General features: G+C 60.2%; 16 protein-coding genes and 1 pseudogene. 8 read left to right on the plus strand and 9 right to left on the minus strand.

Features of this window, described 5'->3' with window-relative positions; all coding sequences use genetic code 11:
* Positions 1 to 55: 55 nt before the first annotated feature.
* The 3 genes and pseudogenes from ACM6IT_RS26920 to ACM6IT_RS26930 form a co-directional block, all read right to left on the minus strand.
* The gene (locus ACM6IT_RS26920) at positions 56 to 664 is read right to left on the minus strand and encodes a methyl-accepting chemotaxis protein (RefSeq protein WP_414919021.1); all 609 of its coding nucleotides are present in this window, start codon (positions 662 to 664) and stop codon (positions 56 to 58) included.
* A pseudogene (locus tag ACM6IT_RS26925) lies at positions 644 to 1,372 on the minus strand (PAS domain-containing protein); the annotation flags it as partial. The gene ACM6IT_RS26920 and the pseudogene ACM6IT_RS26925, both read right to left, overlap by 21 nt.
* 117 nt (positions 1,373 to 1,489) lie before the next feature.
* Positions 1,490 to 2,803, minus strand: coding sequence for an MFS transporter (locus tag ACM6IT_RS26930; protein ID WP_414913350.1), 1,314 nt, complete (start codon positions 2,801 to 2,803; stop codon positions 1,490 to 1,492).
* Between the two features lie 201 nt (positions 2,804 to 3,004).
* Here ACM6IT_RS26930 and ACM6IT_RS26935 point away from each other — a divergent pair, with 201 nt between their 5' ends.
* The 4 genes from ACM6IT_RS26935 (at position 3,005) to ACM6IT_RS26950 (ending at position 6,985) form a co-directional block, all read left to right on the plus strand.
* Positions 3,005 to 4,423 carry a short-chain fatty acid transporter gene (locus ACM6IT_RS26935; protein ID WP_056726301.1) on the plus strand — a complete coding sequence of 473 codons (1,419 nt, stop codon included), beginning with the start codon at positions 3,005 to 3,007 and terminating at the stop codon, positions 4,421 to 4,423.
* Between the two features lie 247 nt (positions 4,424 to 4,670).
* Positions 4,671 to 4,991 carry a hypothetical protein gene (locus ACM6IT_RS26940; protein ID WP_414913349.1) on the plus strand — a complete coding sequence of 107 codons (321 nt, stop codon included), beginning with the start codon at positions 4,671 to 4,673 and terminating at the stop codon, positions 4,989 to 4,991.
* Positions 4,992 to 5,142: 151 nt separating this feature from the next.
* Positions 5,143 to 6,315, plus strand: a complete 1,173-nt coding sequence (locus ACM6IT_RS26945; RefSeq protein WP_414919014.1) for a hypothetical protein — start codon at positions 5,143 to 5,145, stop codon at positions 6,313 to 6,315.
* Positions 6,316 to 6,460: 145 nt separating this feature from the next.
* Complete coding sequence (locus ACM6IT_RS26950) at positions 6,461 to 6,985, plus strand: SET domain-containing protein (RefSeq protein ID WP_056726304.1); 525 nt, start codon at positions 6,461 to 6,463, stop codon at positions 6,983 to 6,985.
* Positions 6,986 to 6,991: 6 nt separating this feature from the next.
* Here the strand turns inward: ACM6IT_RS26950 and can are convergent, their stop codons facing one another.
* On the minus strand, positions 6,992 to 7,636 hold the full coding sequence (gene can, locus ACM6IT_RS26955) for a carbonate dehydratase (RefSeq protein WP_008046121.1): 645 nt from the start codon (positions 7,634 to 7,636) through the stop codon (positions 6,992 to 6,994).
* A gap of 168 nt (positions 7,637 to 7,804) precedes the next feature.
* On the opposite strand from can, the gene ACM6IT_RS26960 reads away from it, so the two are divergent.
* Positions 7,805 to 8,209: a hypothetical protein gene (locus ACM6IT_RS26960; RefSeq protein ID WP_056726305.1), complete on the plus strand. Its 405-nt coding sequence runs from the start codon at positions 7,805 to 7,807 to the stop codon at positions 8,207 to 8,209.
* A gap of 85 nt (positions 8,210 to 8,294) precedes the next feature.
* Here the strand turns inward: ACM6IT_RS26960 and rimI are convergent, their stop codons facing one another.
* Together rimI and ACM6IT_RS26970 are read right to left on the minus strand one after the other, a co-directional pair.
* Entirely contained in the window at positions 8,295 to 8,747 is a 453-nt protein-coding gene (rimI, locus tag ACM6IT_RS26965) for a ribosomal protein S18-alanine N-acetyltransferase (protein WP_056726306.1), read from the minus strand.
* Positions 8,740 to 9,489, minus strand: coding sequence for an energy transducer TonB (locus ACM6IT_RS26970; protein ID WP_414919022.1), 750 nt, complete (start codon positions 9,487 to 9,489; stop codon positions 8,740 to 8,742). The genes rimI and ACM6IT_RS26970 overlap by 8 nt, the downstream gene beginning before the upstream one ends.
* A gap of 219 nt (positions 9,490 to 9,708) precedes the next feature.
* On the opposite strand from ACM6IT_RS26970, the gene mksB reads away from it, so the two are divergent.
* Genes mksB through mksF form a run of 3 tightly spaced genes read left to right on the plus strand, consistent with a single transcriptional unit; the run spans position 9,709 to position 14,514 of the window.
* Positions 9,709 to 10,986 (plus strand): Mks condensin complex protein MksB, encoded by a 1,278-nt coding sequence (mksB, locus tag ACM6IT_RS26975; protein WP_414919015.1) that lies wholly within the window; start codon positions 9,709 to 9,711, stop codon positions 10,984 to 10,986.
* Positions 10,976 to 11,677: an Mks condensin complex protein MksE gene (gene mksE / locus ACM6IT_RS26980; RefSeq protein WP_056726309.1), complete on the plus strand. Its 702-nt coding sequence runs from the start codon at positions 10,976 to 10,978 to the stop codon at positions 11,675 to 11,677. The genes mksB and mksE overlap by 11 nt, the downstream gene beginning before the upstream one ends.
* Complete coding sequence (gene mksF / locus ACM6IT_RS26985) at positions 11,674 to 14,514, plus strand: Mks condensin complex protein MksF (RefSeq protein ID WP_414919016.1); 2,841 nt, start codon at positions 11,674 to 11,676, stop codon at positions 14,512 to 14,514. The genes mksE and mksF overlap by 4 nt, the downstream gene beginning before the upstream one ends.
* 208 nt (positions 14,515 to 14,722) lie before the next feature.
* Here mksF and ACM6IT_RS26990 read toward each other — a convergent pair whose 3' ends face one another.
* The 3 genes from ACM6IT_RS26990 to ACM6IT_RS27000 are packed head-to-tail and all read right to left on the minus strand — an operon-like array spanning position 14,723 to position 18,288.
* On the minus strand, positions 14,723 to 17,026 hold the full coding sequence (locus ACM6IT_RS26990) for an intermembrane transport protein PqiB (protein WP_414919017.1): 2,304 nt from the start codon (positions 17,024 to 17,026) through the stop codon (positions 14,723 to 14,725).
* Entirely contained in the window at positions 17,019 to 17,642 is a 624-nt protein-coding gene (locus ACM6IT_RS26995) for a paraquat-inducible protein A (protein ID WP_414919018.1), read from the minus strand. The genes ACM6IT_RS26990 and ACM6IT_RS26995 overlap by 8 nt, the downstream gene beginning before the upstream one ends.
* Positions 17,629 to 18,288 carry a paraquat-inducible protein A gene (locus ACM6IT_RS27000; protein ID WP_056726312.1) on the minus strand — a complete coding sequence of 220 codons (660 nt, stop codon included), beginning with the start codon at positions 18,286 to 18,288 and terminating at the stop codon, positions 17,629 to 17,631. The genes ACM6IT_RS26995 and ACM6IT_RS27000 overlap by 14 nt, the downstream gene beginning before the upstream one ends.
* Between the last annotated feature and the right edge of the window lie 97 nt (positions 18,289 to 18,385).

An 18,385-nucleotide genomic window follows, 5' to 3' on the forward strand; every position in this document is an offset into this window, starting at 1 on the left:
TTTCGTCGGAACGCCGCCCGGAGCAAGCCCTCTCCCACCAAGAGCGGATAGCAGGTCAGTTAGTGAGTTGATTGGCAAACTGCCCCACCGCATTGACCACTTTCCGCGCGCCGTCCTGGATCTCGACAATCACCGCCCCCGCTTCCGCCGCCAGCGCCAGGCCCTGCTCGGCCTGAAGCTTGCCGTCGGTCATCAGGGCCACGGCGTTGCGCGCCATGTCCTGGTTCTGCCGGACCACAAGGACGATTTCATCGGTGGCCTGGCTGGTGCGCGAAGCCAGTTGCCGGACCTCATCCGCTACCACGGCGAAGCCCCGCCCTTGCTCGCCCGCACGCGCCGCTTCGATGGCCGCGTTGAGCGCCAGCAGATTGGTCTGCTCGGCAATGCCGCTGATGGTTTTGACAATGGTACCGATCACCAGCGACTGCTCGTTCAGGGCTTCGATGCCATCACCGGCGGTTTGCATATGCCTGGCCAGGTCGCGCATCACGTCCACGGCCTGGGTCACCACGGCATTACCGCGCTGGGCGCTTTGGTCGGTTTGCTGCGAGGTGCTGTAGGCGATGTTGGCGGCCTCGGCGACGGCTTGTTCCTGATTGACCTGGTCGGTAATCACCGTGGCGAACTTAACCACCTTGTAGAGATTATTGTTGGCATCGACCACCGGGTTGTAGGACGCCTCCAGCCAGACCGTACGACCATGGCTGTCGACCCGTTTGAAACGGTTGGCCACGAATTCGCCCGCGTTCAGGCGACGCCAGAAGTCCTGGTACTCGGCACTGTTGTAATCCGCCGGCTCGCAGAACATGCGGTGATGTTTGCCCTTGATCTGCGCCAGGCTGTAACCCATGCCACTAAGGAAGCGGTCGTTGGCGCTCAGCACATTGCCATTGAGGTCGAATTCGATCACCGCCGTGGAGCGCACCAGCGCGCCGATCAGGTTCTCGTGTTCGCGGGAGGCCTCGATGGTGCGGGTCAGGTCGCTGGAGAAAATCGAAAAACACCTGATCCGCCCATCCGCCGAGCGCACCGGTTGCAGGATCGAACGCAGCCACGCCTCCTGGCCGGTACCGCGCAACAGGCGCACCGCGCCGGCGAAGTGCTCGCCACGGGTCAGCGCGTTTTTGAAACGCAGTTGGAATTCATCGGATTTCACGTGATCCGGGACCAGGTCGTCGATGTGCCGGCCAATCAGGTCGCCGCTCTTGTAATGCATTTCGCCAAGGAAGTTCTGATTGACCGACTGAACCCGTCCATCGCTGTCGAGGGTCAGCACCAGCATCTCGCTTTCCAGGCTGTCCTTCACTTGCTGGAGGCTGGAGAGTTCTTCACGAAGAGCCGACAGCTCCTGCTTCAAGCGTTTATTGAACATGGGAAAGCACCGATGGACAGGGGTAGAAAGCGATATGCAGCCTAACCATCGGCCTTGGAAACATTTACTTAAGCGTGTTTCAGGCTTGCCCTGTAAAAATAGTTACTACGCACACAATCAATGCGCGCCAGCCGCAGAACAGCCTGCGACTCTCGGCATCCGCGCACCGAAATAAGCCGCGCTGCCCACGCCCACCGCGCCCATCACCGCACTGAACATCACGCAGATCCATGGACTCCAAGGCATCAGGCCGATCAGCAAAAGCGGTGTGACACTCGCCCATGCGGCGTAGGCGATGTTGTAGGTAAAGGAAATGCCCGAGACGCGAATCCGCGCCGGGAACAGGCTGACCATCACCGATGGCACCGCGCCAACCACCCCGCAAGACAGCCCTGCCACGGCGTAGGCCAGGCCAACCCAGTCGCCGCCCATGATCAGGCTGGCATACAGCACGCCGATGCCCAGCGGCAGCAGCAGGCTATAGAACATCACCGTGCGCCAGGCGCCGATGCGGTCGACCAGCAGCCCGGCGAGCACGCAGCCGATGTTCAAGAACACGATGCCCAGTGCGCTCAAGGCGAAGGTATGGCTGGCGGTCATGCCAAAGGTTTTCTGCATCATGGTCGGGGTGATGACCACGAACACCACCACGGCCGAGGTCAGCACACAGGTGAGAATCATCGCTGGCAAAATGGCCAGGCGATGCTCGCGCAAGACCGTGCGCAGCGGCAGTTCGCCGGCCGCCTCCCGCTGTGTCTGCATGGCCATGAACACCGGGGTTTCGCTGAGCCAGCGACGCAGCCAGACGCCAATCACGCCAAACACGCCGCCCAGCAGGAAGGGGTAACGCCAGGCGTAATCGAGGATTTCCGTTGGAGTGAACGCTTGCGCCAGGAAGGTTGCGGTCAATGCACCGATCAAATAACCGAAGGTCAGCCCCGCCTGCAAGAACCCCAGGGCATAGCCGCGATGGCCGACGGGCGCGTGCTCGGCGACGAATACCCAGGCACTGGGCACCTCGCCGCCCACCGCCGCGCCCTGGAGGATGCGCAGGGCCAACAGCAGCAAGGGCGCGAAATAGCCGATTTGCGCGTAGGTCGGCATGATCCCGATCAGCAGGCAAGGTAACGCCATCATCAGGATGCTCAGGCTGAAGACTTTCTTGCGTCCCAGACGGTCGGCGAAATGCGCCATCAGGATGCCGCCCAGCGGTCGCGCCAGATACCCGGTGACGAAGATCCCGAAGCTTTGCAGCAGGCGCAGCCACTCGGGCATTTCCGGCGGGAAGAACAACTGGCTGAGGGTCAGGGCGAAAAACACGAAGATGATGAAATCGTAGATTTCCAGCGCCCCGCCGAGCGCGGCGAGCCCGAGGGTCTTGTAGTCCGAGCGGTTGAACGGCGTCGGGCGCGAATCGGTGTTGGCAGTCATGAAAAGAACTCTGGCACGGGCAAAAACCAAGGCGCCCATGGTCTACGTAAACGCACCGGCGGACAACCCGTTAGACCAAAGTCCCATAGCCACGAAACAGCCCCGCAAAAATCCTCCGCTTGAATTAATGTTGGCATCTGTCCAGACGGGCGGTTACCGCCCCGAAGACCACGACAAACATAAAAATCCGAGGTACCCCCCGTGGCCGCTGATATCGAAGATAGCCGCTCCGCCCGCTTTGCCCTGCGCTGCTCAAGTTTTGCCGAACGCTGGTTTCCCGACTCCTGGGTGTTTGCGGCCCTGGCGGTGATTATCGTGGCCCTGGCCACCATGGCCATGGGTGCCAAGCCCACCGATGCCGCGATGGCGTTCGGTGACGGCTTCTGGAGCCTGATCCCTTTCACCATGCAAATGGCCTTTGTGGTGATCGGTGGCTACGTGGTCGCCAGTTCGCCACCGGCGGTGAAACTGATCGACCGACTGGCAAAACTCCCGAAAAACGGCCGCTCCGCCGTGGCCTGGGTCGCGCTGATTTCCATGGTCGCGTCGTTGCTGAACTGGGGCTTGTCCCTGGTGTTCGGCGGATTGCTGGTGCGCGCCCTGGCCCGCCGCACCGATCTGAAAATGGACTACCGCGCCGCCGGTGCCGCCGCCTATCTGGGACTTGGCGCGGTATGGGCCTTGGGCCTGTCGTCGTCCGCGGCACAGTTGCAGGCCAACCCAGCGAGCCTGCCACCGTCGATTCTGTCGATCACCGGGGTGATTCCGTTCACGCAGACGATCTTTCTATGGCAGTCCGGCGTGATGCTACTGGCCTTGATCGTCATTTCGCTGATCATTGCCTATGCCACCGCCCCTGGTCCGAACTCGGCGCGTGATGCCAAGGCCTGCGGCGTCGATCCGAGTTTCAACCTGCCGCCGCTGCAACCGCGCACCCGTCCCGGCGAATGGCTGGAGTACAGTCCGCTACTGATGATCCTGCTGGTGCTGCTGGCCGGTGGCTGGCTGTTCCACGAGTTCTCGACCAAACCGGCGATCAGCGCGATTTCCGGGCTGAACACCTACAACTTCCTGTTTATCATGCTCGGCGCCCTGCTGCACTGGCGCCCGCGCAGCTTCCTCGACGCCGTGTCCCGCGCGGTGCCGACTACCACGGGCGTGCTGATCCAGTTCCCGCTGTACGGTTCGATTGCCGCGCTGATGACCACGGTCAAAGGCGCCGACGCGCAGACCCTGGCGCACCACATCTCGACGTTCTTCGTCAGCATTGCTTCCCACGACACCTATGCGTTGCTGATGGGTGTGTACTCGGCGATCCTCGGTTTCTTCATTCCGTCCGGTGGCGGCAAGTGGATCATCGAAGCGCCGTACGTGATGCAGGTGGCCAATGACCTGAACTATCACCTTGGCTGGGCCGTACAGATCTACAACGCCGCCGAAGCCCTGCCCAACCTGATCAACCCGTTCTACATGCTGCCGCTGCTGGGCGTGCTCGGGTTGAAGGCACGGGACCTGATCGGCTTCTCGTTCGTGCAATTGCTGGTGCACACACCGCTGGTATTGTTGCTGCTCTGGGCGCTGGGGACGACGCTGGCCTATACGCCACCGGTGATGCCGTAAGCAAACGTCCAACTGCGTCACGATATGACGCTTTGGCTGCCTGATCCCCGCAAGAATGTGACGGGGCTCAGGCAGAAACACTGTCGTTTCATGAGTTCTAACGAAACCGACAGGTTGAAAGCCCCCTCTCCTACAAAACCTGTGGCGTTGTCCCACTCAATACAGGCGCAAGTCCTGACTCTTGCCGTCAGCAGTGTTGAATTAACCTGTCCCGGAGAATCAAACACCAAAACCCAAGGAAGACCCGATGACACCAATATCCAAAACACTGGAAGAGTTGATCAATGAAATTTACCAGGATGGTAACGTCTCGATAGCTGAGTACAAAGCTTTGCGAGACGATGCCGATCGCCGTATGAACGCGGTGGTGCAGGCGTTTGGTCAACACAACAACGTGACGGCCTTTCAGAAAGCAGTGGATGTCACTATGCAACTCTTGCAAACCTCCGTTATCGATGCAAAAAAAGCCCGCCTGAACGACACCGGTGAAGCGATCGTCAGGGACGCGGTCACCGCACAAGTCGAATACCTGCGTGCCGGCAGCCAATTGGCACTGCGCCTTCTGTGATTGCCTGATATTTGAACCAGCCCGCAAAACACACGTTGCGGGCTGGATGCCACTGCTCCAAAAAAATGCCTGAGGCCTACTTTTTTGAGTCACTGAGTTGATCCAGTATGGTGTGTATCCGTAACGGGACCACGCTGAAAAGGATCTGAGCATGCTTAAACTCGCAGGACTTACCCTCGCAGCCCTCACCCTGAGTGCCACAGCCCATGCCGATATCAACCTGAAGCTGGGCAGTACCGAACGCGTTACCCGCCTCTTCGCCTATCCCAACAACTGCAACGTGATCTGCTTTCGCAACTGGACGCTAGAACAGACCGTCGAGCATTACCTGACCCAAAGCGTGCAGCGCGATGGCTACGGCGATGCGAAGGTTCTGGTCAAAACCGACAATGGTCAGCTCCATGCAGAAATCATCGGCGTGCCCGACGGCTATGAAAAACCTTTGGCCGCGCTGCTCGACGCCGGTGACCTGGCCTATAACGGCGCCAGCAAACTGAATGCCGATGGCAAGTGGGCGTATAGCTGGTATCTGTTCCTGCCGCTGGGCATGGCCCTGGAAAACCGCAAAAGCGTTGAGCTGCTGCACTTCCCGCCAGACTATTCGCTGACCCAGGCCCAGGATTACCTGAGGTCCGCCACCACGGATCGCTGGGCCACGCTGCTGACCGCCAACGGCATTCCGGCCGGGCAGACGCCGGGCTACCAGACAATCATCGACATCGCCCCGATTGCCGCGCCGTCCAACGCGGGCAAGGACCTCGAAGGCGTCTACGGCTACTTCAAGGATTACCAGAGCACCATGGTCAAGGAAGTCAGCCTGAACGCCAGCGGCGCAGCGCTGCCGATGGTCGCCTTCGGCACACCGGTGCGTAACTGGATCAAAGAGCAATACGGGCAGACAGTGAACGTGTTGAGCCTGGTGCAGATCACTCCGGACAACGGCGTGAAAGTCCCCGTATTGGGCTCCAACCACCCGAGCTACATTTGGTATGCCGCCGATCCGGCAAACTACACCGGCAGTGACGCCCAGGCCAAGGCCGATGCGGCAGGCCTGAAAGTCATGGGGCAGGATCTGAGTGCTGCGTGCTGGCAGGCCACCATGGGCCGCCAACCGGACAGCAATCCAGACCTTGAACTCAATACCTGCCGGCAAACCTGGCAAGTGGCCCAGAAAGAAAAAACCTGTGAGCTGTTCTACACCTCGATCCGCAACCTGTCGCCCCAGCAGGCTGCGGGTAAATGCGCGACAGCTTCGATCGTGACCCAGCTCAAGCAGCTCAAGGCCCCGGCGCCAGTCACGGCGAAGCCTGCTCCGCCGTTTTAACCCGATGAACGGCGGCCAGATCTGTCACTTATGACAGTAGACCGCCCGTTATAACTGCGAGAGGCTTGGGCTGAACTCATGTGCTGCTGTGCCAACAGGACCGTCGGCGCAAGGAAGTCGCAGCACCCAGCAGACAGGGATCGTTATGAAAGCTCACGCCCCTCGACGAAAAAACCCACAACCGCCGCAAGGTGTTTACCCCTTTTCGGAGCTACCCGTTCGCCTGGGATTTCCTTCCCTGGCCGACTTCGAAATCATTGAAAACGCCAAGGGCGAAGCCACGGCTATTGCCGCACGGCGTGAATTCCCGCGAATCACTCGTCTCTGCCGGGCATCAGGGCACTTGCTGCCCTATCGCTGCCGGCATACCCGCCAGCTCGCCCCGGGTGTGCACGTCTACGACCCGCGTTTCTGCGGACTGTTGCGACACTCCTGCGACCCCAATGTCTTTCTGGACTTGAGCGAGTTGTGGTTATGGGCGCTGAAGGACATCAACAAGGGCGACTGGCTGACCATGGACTTCGCCGCCAGCGAAGACAAACTGCAACGCCAGTTTGCCTGCCAGTGCGGCTCATACGAGTGCCGTGGCTGGATCACCGGCTATGATGAAGAGCCGAACGCCGACGGCCAGCTGTTTTTGCAGCAGTGGCGTCGGCGAAGCCTGTATTGAAAGGTTTTACAGAGGTTCGAACGGACGCAGGCGGTATTGCGGCGGCAGTTGCTCGAATCCGCTGATGGTCGCGTTCAGGCTCTTCCAGCGGCCATCCTTGATGCCGTAGATGCAGCCGTGGATCGACAGGCTCTGCCCGCGGTGCCAGGCGTTTTGCACAATGCTGGTATGCCCGACGTTCGCGACTTGCTGGATCACGTTCAGTTCGCAGAGGCGGTCGACGCGCTCCTCTTCGGTGGCGTATTTGGCCAGTTCTTCACGTTTTTCATAATAGAGATCGCGAATCGAACGCAGCCAGCCGTCGATCAGGCCGAACTGGCGGTCCTGCATCGAAGCACGCACACCGCCACAGCCATAGTGGCCGGTGACGAGAATGTGTTTGACCTTGAGCACATCGACCGCGTACTGAATCACCGACAGGCAGTTAAGGTCGGTGTGCAGCACGACGTTGGCCACATTACGGTGTACGAACAGATCGCCCGGCAGCATGCCGACGATCTCGTTGGCCGGCACACGGGCGTCGGAACAACCGATCCACAGGAACTCCGGGGTCTGTTGGCGAGCCAGCTTGGCGAAGAAGTCAGGATCTTCCTCCTTGATCGCAGCGGCCCAACGCTCGTTGTTATCAATCAGATCTTGTAATTCGTTCATGCTTTGAAGCCTCAAGAATGATGCGCAGCTTTGACTGACAACCGTCCGTCGGGGTCACGCGCGAAATGCAGATGCTCTCCTGATCCGGAACACGGGGCTCCATGCCGGTGGAATTCTCGGCAGCCAAGTAGGTCAACCGTAGTAAGGCCTACAGTATGAGGAAATACCATGAATGATTCACGACGTCCGTACGATGCGGTGCAGCCGGAACCCGTCGATGACAACGAAGACCGCATGGGCTCGGTGCGTGAGCTGGATTTCGACACCGAAGAACCCAGCGCCAGAATCGGTGACGAACTGCCGGAAAAGGAGCGCGAGCAACAGATGCCGCGCCAGCGCGGACGTGAAGCGGGCCTGACCGGTGCCTCGACCGGTGACCATCAACCTACCGACGACGACCTGAGCCCGGAGACCCTGATCCGTGAAGACGGCGCTCGGGATGCCCATGAGGCGGGCAATGATAGCCGCGCGGATTGGGACCTGAGCATCGTCGATGAGGACGATATTGGCGGTGGCAATGGTCTGGATGAGGCGGAACTGGCGCGGCGCGACCCTCTCGACAAAAAACGTTGAGCTCTACGGACATCCGTAGGAGCTGCCGAAGGCTGCGATCCTTTGATCCTTGAAAAGTTCGCAGCCTTCGGCAGCTCCTACAAGCTCAATCCACCAAAGTGCAGGCCATGACCACCGCATCTTCGCGCCCGCCCACCGCCGGGTAGTAATCCCGACGCCGGCCGATCTCGTTGAAACCATAACGTTCATACAGCTTGAACGCCGCGGTATTGCTGTCGCGCACTTCCAGGAAACACTCCCGGGCGTCGGCCTTGTAGGCAATCGACATCAAATGCTCAAGCAATGTCAGCCCCAGGCCGCGGCCCTGGTTTTCCGGCTTGACCGTGATGTTCAGCAGGTGCGCCTCATCGAGGATGATCTGCACCACACCGTGGCCGACCTGTTGCTGACCTTCGAACATCAGCCAGATCTGATACTTGCCCAGGCCATCGAGGAAAATCCCGCGGGTCCAGGGATGGCTGTAGGCCGCGTATTCGACTTTCAGTACGGTTTCCAGGTCCGCCTCGGTCATCGGGCGAAACGATACAGCGTTACTCATTCGATTCTTTCCAGCGCGCCATCAGCCGACGCATGGCTTGCCAGACATCAGCCTTACGCTGTGGCTCTTCCATTAATAATTCCAGGCCCGGTACCGCCCAGGCCGAGCCCAGGCCTTCGATCTGCAACTCGTGATTGAACGCCTCGGCATCCGCTTCGCCGGCAAATCGCACCGCAGGCAGGCCGATCAGCCACAAGCAGGCGCAGGGCGTTTCTTCCATGCGCACCGAGAGAAAACCCTGCACGAAGTCGCGGGCCGCTTCCGGGCCCTGATCCATCGTGCCACGCACCAGCAGCGGCCAACGCACCGGCTCACCGACGATCTGCGGGCTGTCCGGCAGACCGGCGGCGCGCAGCATGTCTTTGAGCAGCAGATAGGCAGGATCGCGAGCCTGGAAGGATTCACCTGTGGGTAACTCCACCAGCAGCAGGCAACGCCCGGCCCGCAGCAATTGCAGGGCGAAACGCGGCGGCGGCACGACCGGCGCCTTGATCACGACCGCTGCCTCTTCGGCCTCTTCCACCGGTTTGGCCCCGGTGCGCGTGCTCGCCAGCGATGGTCGCGGTACCTCGATCTTCACCCGCTCGGCCGGCTTGGCCACAGGCGCCACGGGCGTCTGAGCCACAACTGCGGGCACGACAGGCGCGACCACAACCGGCTCGGGGATCTCCTCCAGCAGCTCGGGCCGCGACGGCGCGGCAAAGGGCAATTCGGTGCGCGGCAGCCAGTTGACCACCTGCATGGCGGCCAGATAAGCGCGACGACGGGACTCGATAAGCAAAGGTCGGCCACTTGTGGATAACTAAAGTGCGCTGATTCTACCGCCGTTCGCTCAAGATCGCCCGCAGTTGATCGATGCACATTACCGAAAAGAAGGCGACAGCCTGTCCCGAGATTGAATCGGATTGCCCCCGATGCAGTACAATCGCGGCTTTTAATCGCCAACCAGCCGGCCATTCCGATGATCGAACCCAAGCGCGTCTTGCGCGCCCTCGCTGAACACTGGGCACTTCTGGAGCCACTGTGCGAGCACTTCGACCAAGGCACACTGAGCCTGAACGAACTGCGCACGCAACTGGCCGCCCAGCAACTCGACAGTACGCCGCAGGACATCACCAGCCTGCTGGATGTGTGGATTCGCCTCGATATCCTGGTTCCCGTGGCCAAAAGCCCGAACCGCTTCGAGCTCAATGCGCAGATTCACGACTTCCTTGCCTATCTACGCCGCGAACACCGGCTGGGCCTGTGCCTGGAAATCGAAGCCTACCTGCGCCACCTCGAGCGTCTGGCCGGTTATATCCAGGACGCATTCGATATCCGCGACGGCAATGATCTGGCCCGCCAGTTGCGCCTGCTCGACATGCGGGTTCGCGATGTACTGAAAAAACTCGATAACGACGAACAGGCACTGGTGGCCGTCGCCGAACGGGCAAAAACCAGCGATCGGCAGATTCCGTTGCGCCAGCGTTACGCTGAAGTGCTGGCGACCTGGGACGAATACGTCGAGCCGATGATTGATCTGGTGAACGCCGACGGCGCCTTCGAACAAGGCGTGCGCAAGGTCGAAACCGTCCTGCTGAAGATGCTCAGCGAGCAGCAGCGCCTCGGCCACCTGGTCGACGACGACATGCTGCTGCGCACCCACGCGCGCATCCTCGAAATGCAGACCAGCGCCCAACTGACCCTGCGTCACGCCCGCGAGCTGTTGCTGCCGCTGCGTGAAGAAGCGCGCCGGCACAACGCCGTGACCCGTGGCGCCGCATTGGCCCTGTCGATGATCCGCCGCAAGGGCATCGACGCCGTGCCACAAGCGGCGATGCCGATGTTCACCCGTCCGCAGAGCACCTTCCTCGGCAGTGCCAGTCAGGTCGAAGCCTACGTTTATGCCCTGGCCCGTTTCGAACCGAAACCGGCGCGCTTCCCCAAGGCGCACAAGACCCAGAAAGGCGAAGCGCCACGGGCGCCACGCACCGTTCGGGAAATGCTCGAACGCTGCGAAAACGCCCTGCCGATGCCGGACCTGATGACCTGGCTGCTGGAGCAGGAACCGGACGGCGCCACCGACGAATTGCTGTACTGGTTCTCGCGTCTGTCGCGGGAAAAACGTTTCAAGCGCGAGCGTCTGGAACGTCGCCAATACCATACTCACGAGCATCAGGTCAGCCTGCGCTCCTTCGCCCTGCTCTCGGTCAGCGACACCGCCGCCGAGGATTCTGCGAGCACTCCTTATGCATCTTGATCTATCCGAACTGTCCCATCTGGCACCGATCTTTCGCGAGCTGTTCAAGGGTTACCACGTCAGCCGCCGCGATCCGGAACTGTACGCACAGTTGTCGAACTTTCAGGACCAGTACCGCACGCTGTTCAAGGCCCTGGGCTTTGAACTGGTCTGTGACACCCGCGGTTTCTACTACTTCGTGCCGGACCTCGCGGCGGCTGCGGTGAACAAGACCGCCCAGCGGCTTGCGCTGTTCACCTTCATCCTCGTCGAGCACCTGGCCGACCAGGGCCGCGACCCGATCTCCGTGCTCGATGGCGGCAGTCTCGGCCGCGATGAGCTGCCGTCGTTGCTGGAAAAGTACCGCGACCTGTTCATCCAGGCCGAAGTGCAGACCCAGGACGAACTGGAAGAAAAGATCATGCGCCGCATGACCCAGCTCGGCTTTGCCAGCGAAGAAAACGGCATCTACCGTTTCCTGCCGCCGATGCACCGCTTCCTCGATGTGTGCCTGTCGGTGCAGCAGGACCGCGACCTGGCCGCCAGCCTGCACAGCGTCCTGCCGTTGCCGGTGCCGGTACTGATCGACGAAGACAGCGACGAAAAACTGCTGCAGACCGACGATCCGCTCGATCTGAGTGAGTTCGAGGGTGAAAGCGAAGAAGACGCACTGGCCCGGGCCATTGCCGAAGAACAGGAGCTCGACGCATGAGCAAGGAACGTTACGGCATCCGCCGCTTTGCCCTTTTGAACACCGCTGGCTACAGCCTCGGCCTGTTCCCGCTGGAAGAACCTCTGTCGGTGTACGGCGCGAACAACCTCGGTAAATCCGCCTCGATCAACGCCCTGCAGTTCCCGATTCTGGCGCGCATGTCGGACATGAGCTTCGGCAAGTACAGCCTGGAACAATCCCGGCGCTTCTACTTCGCCTCAGACACCAGTTACATCCTGGTGGAAGTGAACCTGCCCCACGGCCCCCACGTGATCGGCGTGGTCGGCCGCGGCCCGGGCGGCGGTTTCGGTCACCAGTTCTTTGCCTATGCCGGCAAACTGGACCTGGCCCACTATCAGAAAAACGACACCTGCCTGCGCCAGAAAGAATTGTTCACCAACCTTGAGCGCGAAGGCCTGAAAGCCTACGAACTCAAGCCGGACGAACTGCGCCGTTTGCTGGTCGGCGGTCACACCTCGATCCCGCTGGACCTGACGCTGATTCCATTGCGCTCCACCAGCGAGCAGAGCCTGAAGACCTTCCGCGCGCTGTTCATCAACCTGCTGCACATGCGCGAAATCACCGCGGCCAAGCTCAAGCAGCTGTTCCTCGATGCCTTCGAACACAGCCTGCGCTCCGGCAGCGTCGACTACATCGCCGCGTGCGAAGAAGCGTTCCGCGATGTACGACGCATGGAGCAGGACTACAACTCGCTGGTCGCCGCCGGCCCGCTGGTCGAAGCCCTGGCCAACGGCGTGAAGCAACGCGACATCCTGCGTGGCAAGCTGCACCGGATCTCTCCGCTGCTCGACTCCTTGCTCGGCACCTGGTCGGACTATGCCAGTGCGCGCAAGGAAGAACTGACCATTCAGTCCGAACACTACCGCAACGAGCAGGATGCCCTGCAAAACGACCAGCGCGGCGGTACCCAGGAACTGATGCGTCTGGAGCGGGAAATCACCGGCATCCAGCGCTGGCTCGGCGAATTGTCGGTGCTCAAGCATCGCTTTGCCCTGGTCGATGACGTCAAGGTGCTGGAACAGCAACTGCTGGCCGCCAAGGACGCCCACGACGAACTGGCCGGTGCGCTGGCACAGTCCCGACAGTTCAGCGCCGAAGACCTCGAAGAGCGTCTGCGCGATCTGGAAAAACGCCTGAAGTCGGTCAAGCAGCAACTCGATCACGCCGACAACAACAGCTACGCCCGCCTGCGTGAAGAGTTCTCGCAACAGGACGTCGAACGCCTGATGCGCTTGTTCAACAGCGCGCTGTTCAGCCTGCCATTGGGCGAACACGGCATCACCCTCGATGAGAACGGCCACTGGGTGAAATCCGTGGAGCTGATCCTCGACGGCTTCAAAGGCGAACGCTTCGAAGTACCGGGGCTGTCCATCGACATTTCCCACATCGAGCCGCCGGCCCTGCAAGCGCTGGCTGACCGCGCGGCCCTGCGCGACCAGAAAGAGCGCCTGGACAAAGAACTCAAGCAACTCAAGACCCAGCAAGCCGTGGCCGCCGACCGCGCCGCGAGCAAGACCCAGACCGAAGCGCTGTACCAGCAAGTGCTGGATGCGCAGAAAGCCCTGGAAGATTTCCGTCGCGCGCAAACCCTGAGCGCCGAGGAAGGCGACAAGCTGGAACAGTTGGCGCAAATGGAAGCGGCCCAGGACGAGCTGAAGCGTTCCAGCGATGCCTTCACCGAACGTGTCCAGCAACTGTCGGCCAAGCTGCAACTGGTCGGCCGCCAGATCGGCGACATGGAAGCCAAGCAACGCACCCTCGACGACGCCCTGCGCCGTCGCCAGTTGTTGCCGGCGGACCTGCCGTTCGGCACACCGTTCATGGACCCGATCGACGACTCCATGGACAACCTGCTGCCACTGCTAAACGACTATCAGGACAGCTGGCAAGGCCTGCTGCGGGCCGACGGACAGATCGAAGCGCTGTACGCTCAGGTGCGCCTCAAGGGCGTGGCCAAGTTCGACAGCGAAGACGATATGGAGCGTCGCCTGCAACTGCTGATCAACGCCTATGCGCACCGTACCGACGAAGCCCTGACCCTGGGCAAGGCTCGCCGCGCCGCCGTGACGGACATCGCCCGGACCCTGCGCAACATCCGCAGCGACTACGACAGCCTCGAACACCAACTGGCGCTGTTCAACCGCGAGATCAACAAACGTCAGGTCTCCAACCTGCAAAGCTTCCGCATCGTGCTCGCCCCGAACAAGGAAGCGCTCAAGCACATCGACCAGATCATCCACAGCGCCGGTCAGTACGAAGAAGGCGAAACCCTGTCTGTCTTCGACCTGAGCCAAAGCGCCGAGCAGGACAACAAGAACGAAGAGGCCAAGGAGTATCTGGCGCGGCTGGTGGCGGCCAACCACAACCAGCTCGGCCTCAAGGACTTGTTCGAACTGGCGTTCGAGATCACCAAGGTCAATGGCCAACCGGTGATCCACACCGACATCGACGGCGCCGCTTCCAACGGCACCACCATGACCATCAAGGCGCTGACCAACATGTACTTGTTGCTGCACTTGATGGACCGTGACCAGGCCGGTCGTGTGCGCCTGCCGTACTACCTCGACGAGGCAGCGGACATCGATGAGAAGAACCAGGCCGCCTTGCTGGAAACCAGTCTGCAGCTGGGCTTCGTGCCGATCCTGGCGAGCGTGAAGCCGCAGGTCTGCGCCAGTGTCGCCATCGACCTGGAAGGCGGCAGCGGCCCGGCCGGCATCTACATCGACGAGGCGGACTGGAAATACATCCGTCGTCACGATCAGGTGAAGGCGACGGTCAACGAGCAAGCGGATGAGCCGGAGCTGGATGCGGTCTGAGGCTTGAATCGAAGGCAATGAAAAAGGCCGCGGTCCAATGGATCGCGGCCTTTTTCATAGGGGTGTCATTTAGCTTTGCAGTGAACTTCAGGGCCTCTTCGCGGGCAAGCCCGCTCCCACATTTGATCGCATTTCTTCAGGAACAACCCCGGACTTGCCCCGGGCGGCGTTCCGAAGGCGTCATCACAGACGCCTGAGCAGTTCCAGACTACTTGCCGATGGAAATCTTCGGCGCCCAGCCCAGCCATTCCTCTTCGAACTTGTCGAACAACGCGAACGTCTGCTCCGGTCGTGCCGGACTGCCCATGCGCTCGCCATCCGGCGTGGCAAAGGCGACACCGCCCTGAATCATCGTCTCCAGTGATTCAGTGCGCACCGTTGCACCTTTGAACAGACCGACATCGAAGTCGAAACCGCTGGTGTTCCAGAACCGTGTACCGCTGCGTACCAGTGGCGCGTACTTCGGTTCAATCAGGATATGGATCAGGACGCGATCAGCGGTCTGGCCCAGCTCATAACCGGTCACCTTGCCCACGGCGATTTCGCGATAGGTCACCGGCACACCGGCCTTCAGCGAACCACGTCGAGCCGCGCTCAGCACCAGACTCAATCCCGCTTCCTGCTTGGCTGTTTCGGGCGCGGCGGCCAAAGCGACAAAGTTCTTCTGCGGTCCCAGGTTTTTCTGCGCCGGTTGCACCTCGATGTATTGCCCGGTCACCAGGGTTTCGAGGTTGGACGTCTTGATCAGTCCCAGTTCAGGCTTGACCACCCAGAACTGACTACCGACCCGTGCTATACGCTCCGGCACTTCGGTAATCCGCGCGGTCAGCAGCACCGATTGCAGGTCCTCGCTGAGATCAACATCCTCCACCTTGCCGACATCCAGCCCCTTGAAACGAATCGGAGTGCCGGTATGCAGGCCATCAGCGCGATCGAGCTTGAGCGTGATGACTTCGCCTTTCTGCGTGGCGTCTTCATGGTTCGCAAACAGACGGAAACGTGGAATACGCTTCTGCAACGGGGCGTTGTCCTGCGGGGTCTCGAAGGCAATGCCGCCGGCCATCAAGCTCTGCAACGATTCGCTTTTAACCTGGACCCCGCCAGTCAGACCACCCGTGAGGGTGATGCCACTGGCGTTCCAGAAGCGCGTCGAGGCGTTGACCAGGCCTTCGTATTCCTTCTCGATGTGCACGCCAATGATCAGTCGTTTCTTGGTGCGCGAGAACTGATAGCTCTGTACGGAGCCGACTTTGACCTGTTTGTAGAGAACCGGGCTGCCGACTTCCAGCGAACCGAGGTTTTCCGTGAACAACACCAGGTGCAGGCCGGGTGCACGCAGGTCCAGCGGTGGTGCCTTTGCCCGTGCCGCAAACTCTCGCTGTGGCGCCGAACCCTTGTCGCCAGGCCGCACAGCGATGTAGTTGCCTTTGACCAACGCCTCGAGGCCGGTAATCCCCGCCAGGGAAATCGACGGTTTGACCACCCAGAACTGGGTGCCTTCGACCAGGTAATCCTCGGCCAACGGGTCCATCGTCAACTCGGCGGTCGCGCCGGACAGATCCGCATCGACCTTCAGCGTTTTCAGGCTGCCCACCTGAATACCCTTGTACATCACCGGTGTGCGACCGGCCTGCAAGCCGTCGAAATCACTGAGCTTGACCTTCACCCGGATACCGGCGGCGGCGGCATCAAAGTCTTCATAAAGCCTGAATGGCAGGCTCGGGTCGGTAGGCGGGCTGTCCTTGCGGTTTTCAGGTGTAGCGAAGGCAATGCCACCGGCGACGATGCTGGCCAGGGACTCACTGCGGACCTTCACACCCGACAGATTGGCGTCGATGCTGATGCCGCTGGCGTTCCAGAAACGTGTGTGTTTGCGCACCAGTTTGGCGTAAGTCGGCTCAATGAAGACCTTGAGCTCGACGGTGTTCTGGTCCTCGGACAACACATAGCTTTTGATCTGGCCCACTTTGATCTGTTTATAGAACACCGGACTGCCACGGTTCAGCGAGCCCAGGCGGTCGGCCTTGATGGTCAAGTGCAAACCGGGCTGGGCATCGGAGAGCGGCGGTTCCTGGGCCAAGGCCTTGAACTTGCGGACGGGCTCGCCTTCCCCCGGGCTGATGGCGACATAGTTACCTGAAACCAGCGTCTCGAGACCGGTGATCCCTGCCAGCGTAACGCTCGGCTTGACCAGCCAGAAACGCGTGCTGGTTCGCAGGTATGGCTCTACATCCTTGTTCATTTCGATGCTGGCAATCACACCTTTGGAACTGCCTTCGTCATCGAGCTTGAGGCTTTTGACCTTGCCGACCGACATACCTTTATAGACAACTTCGGTCTTGTTGGCCTGAATGCCCTCGCCACTCTCAAAACGCACCTGAATCTCGATACCGGTCTCACTATAGGCCCGCCAGCCGAGCCAGCCGCCGATGATCAAGGCGATCAGAGGCAACACCCAAATGGCAGACCAGTTCGAAGCCGGTCGGGTTTTCGCTACAGGCAAATCAGTCATGGTCGTCGTCCGACTCCGTGTTATCCCAAATCAGTCGGGGATCAAAAGTTACTGCGGCAAACATCGTCAGAATCACCACCGTGGCGAAAGCGATGGCGCCAAGATTGGCTTCGATGCTGGCAAGCCGCCCAAAATTCACAACCGCCACGAGGATGGCGATCACAAAAATATCGAGCATCGACCAGCGGCCGATGAATTCAATGAAACGGTACATCCAGATACGCTGGCGAGCCGAAAGGGGCTGACGGCGCTGCACGGAAAACAGCAGCAGGCCGATGCCCACCAGCTTGAAGGTGGGCACCAGGATACTGGCGATAAACACCACGGCCGCAATGGGGAACATGCCGTAGTGCACAAGTTCGATTACACCCGCCATGATCGTGCTGGGCGCACCTTTGCCCAGGGAGTTCACGGTCATGATCGGCAACAAGTTGGCCGGTATGTAAAGAATGGCGGCGGTAATCAGCAATGCCCAGGTCCGCACCAGGCTATTCGGGCTGCGGGCATGCACCAGCGCCCCGCAGCGCGTACAGACTTGCTCGTCGGTATCAGCTTCCTGCCTGTTCAATTCATGACATTCCTTGCAAATCAGAATGCCTGCATCAATCGCCCGCATGGGCATCCTCTCCTGATAACGCTTGCCAGATCTGGTGAGGCGACATTACGACCTCCAGCCAGACTTGAATCAGCAACATTCCAATGAAGCACACCAGGCCGAGGCCTACAGTGATGGCTGCCATATCTGCCAGCTTGACGATAGCCACCAGTACGCCCATGAAGTAAACCTCGAGCATCCCCCATTCGCGTATATGGTGATAAATGCGATAGAGCAACAAGCCGTAGCTGCGTCCGACATCGAAACGGATACTCAACAATACGGCCAGTTGGCACAGCAGCTTGAGCAGCGGGATCCCCATGCTGCACAGGAACACAATCACTGAAACGCTTTGCATGCCCGTGTCAAAAAGGGCGACAACACCGCTCCAGACAGTGTCTTGCGAAGACTGCCCAAGTAGATTGAGCTGCATGATGGGCAAAAAATTCGCCGGAATAAACAACAACAAGGCGGCGATAACCAGGGCGAGACTGCGCTGTACGACGTTGTACCGATTGGCATAAAGCTCGTAGCCACAGCGCGGGCACAGGGCTTTTTCGCCATGGGCGAGTTCGGGTTTACGCATGAGCAAGTCGCACTCATGGCAGGCAACCAGATTTTCTAGTGGTAATTCTGACAGCCCTTGGGCGTCAACCGGATCCGGCATAAAGGCTCTGACTCTGAAAAAGTTGGACCTATTCTAGTGCCATGAGCTGAAAATAACTGTGCAAAATGTGCAACGAGCAGCTCTGTTTTTTTCACGC

This window comes from Pseudomonas sp. IT-P4, from assembly GCF_949767755.1.
Lineage (GTDB): Bacteria > Pseudomonadota > Gammaproteobacteria > Pseudomonadales > Pseudomonadaceae > Aquipseudomonas > Aquipseudomonas monachiensis.

Bases quoted from the DNA above. Each gene is read 5' to 3' on its own strand.
- mksE (WP_056726309.1), top strand. From the start codon at position 10,976: ATGCATCTTGATCTATCCGAACTGTCCCATCTGGCACCGATCTTTCGC.
- ACM6IT_RS26930 (WP_414913350.1), bottom strand. From the start codon at position 2,803: ATGACTGCCAACACCGATTCGCGCCCGACGCCGTTCAACCGCTCGGAC.
- ACM6IT_RS26945 (WP_414919014.1), top strand. From the start codon at position 5,143: ATGCTTAAACTCGCAGGACTTACCCTCGCAGCCCTCACCCTGAGTGCC.
- ACM6IT_RS26940 (WP_414913349.1), top strand. From the start codon at position 4,671: ATGACACCAATATCCAAAACACTGGAAGAGTTGATCAATGAAATTTAC.
- ACM6IT_RS26960 (WP_056726305.1), top strand. From the start codon at position 7,805: ATGAATGATTCACGACGTCCGTACGATGCGGTGCAGCCGGAACCCGTC.
- can (WP_008046121.1), bottom strand. From the start codon at position 7,636: ATGAACGAATTACAAGATCTGATTGATAACAACGAGCGTTGGGCCGCT.
- mksF (WP_414919016.1), top strand. From the start codon at position 11,674: ATGAGCAAGGAACGTTACGGCATCCGCCGCTTTGCCCTTTTGAACACC.
- ACM6IT_RS27000 (WP_056726312.1), bottom strand. From the start codon at position 18,288: ATGCCGGATCCGGTTGACGCCCAAGGGCTGTCAGAATTACCACTAGAA.
- ACM6IT_RS26990 (WP_414919017.1), bottom strand. From the start codon at position 17,026: ATGACTGATTTGCCTGTAGCGAAAACCCGACCGGCTTCGAACTGGTCT.
- ACM6IT_RS26970 (WP_414919022.1), bottom strand. From the start codon at position 9,489: ATGCAGGTGGTCAACTGGCTGCCGCGCACCGAATTGCCCTTTGCCGCG.
- mksB (WP_414919015.1), top strand. From the start codon at position 9,709: ATGATCGAACCCAAGCGCGTCTTGCGCGCCCTCGCTGAACACTGGGCA.
- rimI (WP_056726306.1), bottom strand. From the start codon at position 8,747: ATGAGTAACGCTGTATCGTTTCGCCCGATGACCGAGGCGGACCTGGAA.
- ACM6IT_RS26995 (WP_414919018.1), bottom strand. From the start codon at position 17,642: ATGCGGGCGATTGATGCAGGCATTCTGATTTGCAAGGAATGTCATGAA.
- ACM6IT_RS26950 (WP_056726304.1), top strand. From the start codon at position 6,461: ATGAAAGCTCACGCCCCTCGACGAAAAAACCCACAACCGCCGCAAGGT.